Origin of the sequence: Streptomyces sp. SBT349 (genome assembly GCF_001083795.1) — a bacterium.
Classification (GTDB): Bacteria; Actinomycetota; Actinomycetes; order Streptomycetales; family Streptomycetaceae; genus Streptomyces.
In genome coordinates, this window is the sequence record NZ_LAVK01000483.1 from 1 (window position 1) to 4470 (window position 4470).

General features: G+C 74.5%; 2 protein-coding genes. Both read right to left on the reverse strand.

Features of this window, described 5'->3' with window-relative positions; all coding sequences use genetic code 11:
- On the reverse strand, window positions 1–1716 hold a 1716-nt coding region (locus tag ADY01_RS33275; protein WP_049580484.1), incomplete at its 3' end, for a type I polyketide synthase.
- Between the two features lie 11 nt (window positions 1717–1727).
- A partial coding sequence (locus ADY01_RS33280; protein ID WP_049580485.1) for an SDR family NAD(P)-dependent oxidoreductase occupies window positions 1728–4470 on the reverse strand: 2743 nt, incomplete at its 5' end.

Below are 4470 nucleotides of genomic sequence, written 5' to 3' on the forward strand. Positions count from 1 at the left end.
CTGCGACCCCTGCCCCGGAAACACGAACACCGGACGCCCCGCACCCTCCACCACCGAACCCACCACCGCACCACTCAACCCCGACAACCCACCCAACAACTCACCACGACCACGCCCCACCACCACCGCACGACAATCCAAAGCCGCACGCGACACCACCAACGCCCGACCCACATCACCCACACCCACACCACACCCACCGACAAACTCACCCAACCGCGCCGCACCCTCCCGCAACGCACCCTCGTCCGCCGCGGAGAGCGGCCACACCGTCATCCCACCGGCCGCGCCCTCGTCCGCCGCACCGTCCGGAAGACCGGCCCCCTCCGCGACCATGCCCTGCTCCAGGATCACGTGCGCGTTCGTCCCGCTGATGCCGAACGAGGAGACGGCGGCGCGACGCGGCTCGCCGGTCCCGGGCCACGGCCTGGCCTCCGTCAGCAGCCGCACGGCGCCCGATTCCCAGTCGACGTGCGAGGAGGGCGCGTCCACGTGCAGGGTCCTGGGCAGCACGCCCTCCCGCATGGCCATCACCATCTTGATCACGCCGCCGACGCCCGCCGCGCGCTGCGCGTGGCCGATGTTCGACTTGAAGGAGCCGAGCCAGAGCGGACGGTCGGCGTCGCGGCCCTTGCCGTAGGTGGCCAGTAGCGCCTGTGCCTCGATCGGGTCACCCAGCGACGTCCCCGTGCCATGCGCCTCCACCGCGTGCACCTCGTTGGCCGCGAGCCGGGCGTTGGCCAACGCCTGCCGGATCACCCGCTGCTGGGCGGGGGCGTTGGGGGCGGTCAGCCCGTTGCTCGCGCCGTCCTGGTTGATCGCCGAGCCACGGACCACGGCGAGGACCTGGTGACCGTTCTCCCGCGCGTCGGAGAGGCGTTCCACGATGAGCATGCCGATGCCCTCGGCCCAGCTCGTTCCGTCGGCGGCGGCGGCGAACGCCTTGCACCGGCCGTCGGGGGACAGCCCGCGCTGACGGCTGAACTCGGTGAACATCTCGGGGGTGCCCAGGACGGCGACGCCGCCGGCGATGGCCAGGGAGCACTCCCCCGAGCGCAGGGCCGAGACGGCGAGGTGGAGCGCCACCAGCGAGGACGAGCAGGCCGTGTCCACGGTCACCGCCGGTCCTTCGAGGCCGAGGGTGTAGGCGATGCGGCCGGAGGCGACGCTGGCGTCCTTGCCGGTCATGGCGTAGCCCTCGACGCCGTCCGGGAGCTTGCCGAAGGTCCCGCCGTACCCGTAGTTGCCCGCCCCGACGAAGACGCCGGTGCTGGTGCCCTTGAGCGAGGAGGGGCTGATGCCGGACCGCTCGATGACCTCCCAGGAGGTCTCCAGCAGCAGCCGCTGCTGCGGGTCCATCGCCAGCGCCTCGCGCGGCGAGATCCCGAAGAGCCGGGCGTCGAACTCGTCGCAGTCGTAGAGGAAGCCGCCCTCGCGCACGTAGCTGGTGCCGGGCGTGTCCGGGTCGGGGTCGTAGAGCGCCTCCAGGTCCCAGCCCCGGTTGGTGGGGAAGCCGGAGATCGCGTCGCCGCCCTCGTCGACCAGCCGCCACAGGTCCTCCGGCGACCGCACGTCGCCGGGGTAGCGGCAGGCCATGCCGACGATGGCGATCGGCTCGTGCTCGCGCTCCTCCAGCTCGGTGAGGCGCCGGTGTGCCTGCCGCAGGTCCGTGGTGGCCCGCTTGAGGTAATCGCGAAGCTTCTCTTCGTTACTCATGTCGGTGTCACTCATCCAGGACTGCGTCGGAAGGTTTCGAGGTCGTCGAGCAGCTCGAAGAGTTCTTGGTCGGACGCCGACTCGACGGAGTCGTCGGCCTTCTCGTCGTTCTCCGCGCTGCTTCGGCCGTCCCACTGCGTGAGCAGCGAGCGCAGCCTCAGCGTGATCTCGCCGCCCAGGTCTCCCGGCGCGGTCAGCGCCGCGAGGGCACCCTTGAGGCGGTCGAGTTCGGTCAGCACCTGCGTGGCGTTGGCGCCGCCCTCGTCCGGCGTGATCTGGCCGAGGATCTGCTCGGCCAGCTCGGCGGGGGTGGGGTGGTCGAAGACGGCCGTGGCCGACAGGCGGACTCCGGTGGCCGTGGCGAGTCTGTTGCGCAGTTCGACGGCGGTCAGGGAGTCGAACCCGGCATCGCGGAAGCTGCGTTCGGCGCCGATGTCCCGCACCTCGCTGTGGCCGAGGACGGCCGCAGCCTGTTCCCGGATCAGCTCCAGGGCGATCCGCCGGCGTTCGGCCTCCGAGGCCCCGGCCAGGCGGCGCTTCGTCTCCTGGGCGTCCGTGGGGGCCGACGCCGTGTCCGCGGCCCGCCGCGCCGGGGCCCGGACCAGCCCGCGCAGCAGCGGGGGCACGCCGCCCTCCGCCGCCGCGCGGGCCCGGACCGCCGTCAGGTCCAGCCGGATGGGGACGACCGCGGGCGCGCCGAGGTCGAGCGCGGCGTCGAACAGGGCGAGTCCCTCCTGGGAGTCGAGGGCCCGCACGCCCGAGCGCCCGAACCGCGCCCGGTCGCCCGCGCCGAGCGCCGCCGTCATGCCGCTCGCCTCCTCCCACAGGCCCCAGGCCAGCGAGACGGCGGGCAGGCCGCGTTCGTGGCGGCGCGCGGCGAGTTCGTCGAGGAAGGCGTTGGCCGCCGCGTAGTTGCCCTGCCCGGGGCCGCCGAGCACGCCGGTGGCCGAGGAGAACAGGACGAAGGCGGACAGGTCCGCGCCCGCGGTCAGCTCCTCCAGGGCGAGCGCCGCGTCGGCCTTCGGGCCGAGGACCCGGTCGACCTGCTGGTCCGTCAGCGAGGGGATGACGGCGTCGTCCACGACGCCCGCCGTGTGCACCACCCCGGTGAGCGGGTGTTCCGGCGAGATGCCGGCCAGGACCCCGGCCAGCGCCGCGCGGTCGGCGACGTCGCAGGCGGCCACGTTCACCGAGGCGCCCAGCCGTTCCAGCGTGCCGATCCACTCCTCGGCGCCCTCGGCGGCCCGGCCCCGTCGGCTGACCAGCAGCAGGTGCCGTATCCCGTGCCGCCGCACCAGGTGGTGGGCGACCAGGCGTCCCAGGGTCCCGGTGCCGCCGGTGATCAGCACGGTCCCGCCCGGTTCGAAGGTGCGGGGCGCGGTCAGGACGACCTTGCCGACGTGCCTGGCCTGGCTGACGAACCGGAACGCCTCCCGGGCGTGCCGCATGTCGAACGTCCTGACCGGCAGGGGCTTCAGCTCGCCGGTCACCAGGAGCGCGACCGCGCGGGCGAGGATGTCGCCGAGCCGCTCGGGCGGGAGCGTCGCGATGTCGAACGTCCGGTACGCGACGCCCGGGTGCCGTTCGGCCAGCTCGCCGGGATCGCGCGGATCCGCCTTGCCCATCTCCAGGAACCGTCCGCCCCGGGGCAGCAGGTCGAGGGAGGCGTCGACGAACTCCCCGGTGAACGCGTTGAGGACCACGTCCACGCCGCGCCCGCCGGTCGCCGCGCGGAACGCGTCGCGGAAGGAGATGTCGCCGGTGGAGGCGATGTGCGCGTCGTCCAGGCCGAGGCCGCGCAGCGCGTCCCACTTGCCGGGGCTCGCGGTGGCGAAGACCTCGGCGCCCAGGTGGCGGGCCAGTTGCACGGCCGCCATGCCGACGCCCCCGGCGCCGGAGTGCACGAGCACCGCCTCCCCGGCGCGCAGGTCGGCGAGTTCGACCAGTGCGTGCCAGGCGGTCACCAGGGCGATCGGCAGGCCGGCCGCCGTCTCGAAGGACCACCCCTCGGGGACGCGGACCAGCGCCCTCGCGTCGGCGACGACCAGGGGGGCGAAGCCGCGGGCGACCACGCCCATGACCGGGTCACCGACCGCGAGGGCGGTGACGCCCGGCCCGGTCTCGACGACGACACCGGCGGCCTCGTCGCCCAGCCAGGCGGCCGACTCGCCCGAGTACATGCCGAGCGCGATCAGCACGTCCCGGAAGTTCATTCCGGCGGCGCGCACCGAGACGCGGACCTCACCCGCCTTCAGCGGGGCCTGCGCCTCGGGGCAGGGTGCAAGGCGGAGGTTCTCCAGCGTCCCGGCGGCGGTGGTCTCCAGTCGCCAGGGTTCGTCCGGGGGCAGCAGGACATCGCCGTCGTCCGCCCGTGTCAGGCGCGGGCACAGCGTCTCCTCGCCGCGCAGCCGGAGCTGCTCCTCGCCGCTCGCGACGGCCGTCGCCACGTCCGCGGGCGAGGGGCGGTCCCGGTCGCTGTCCACGAGCACGAAGCGGGCGGGGTTCTCGGCCTGGGCGGAGCGGACCAGGCCCCACACGGCGGCGTGCGCCGGCCGGCCGGACCGGGTGACGAGCGCCAGCCGGGCGGCGTCCGGGCCCTCCTCCAGCCAGCGGCGCAGCAGCGCGAGCGTCCCGGTGACGGCGTCCCGGACGTCGGCGTCCGGGTCGACGTGCGCGACGACGAGGTCGGGCGCGCCGTCCGCCGGGAGGGCGCCGGGATCGCCGACCCGGCCCGGCAGTTCCACGGCGGTGGGC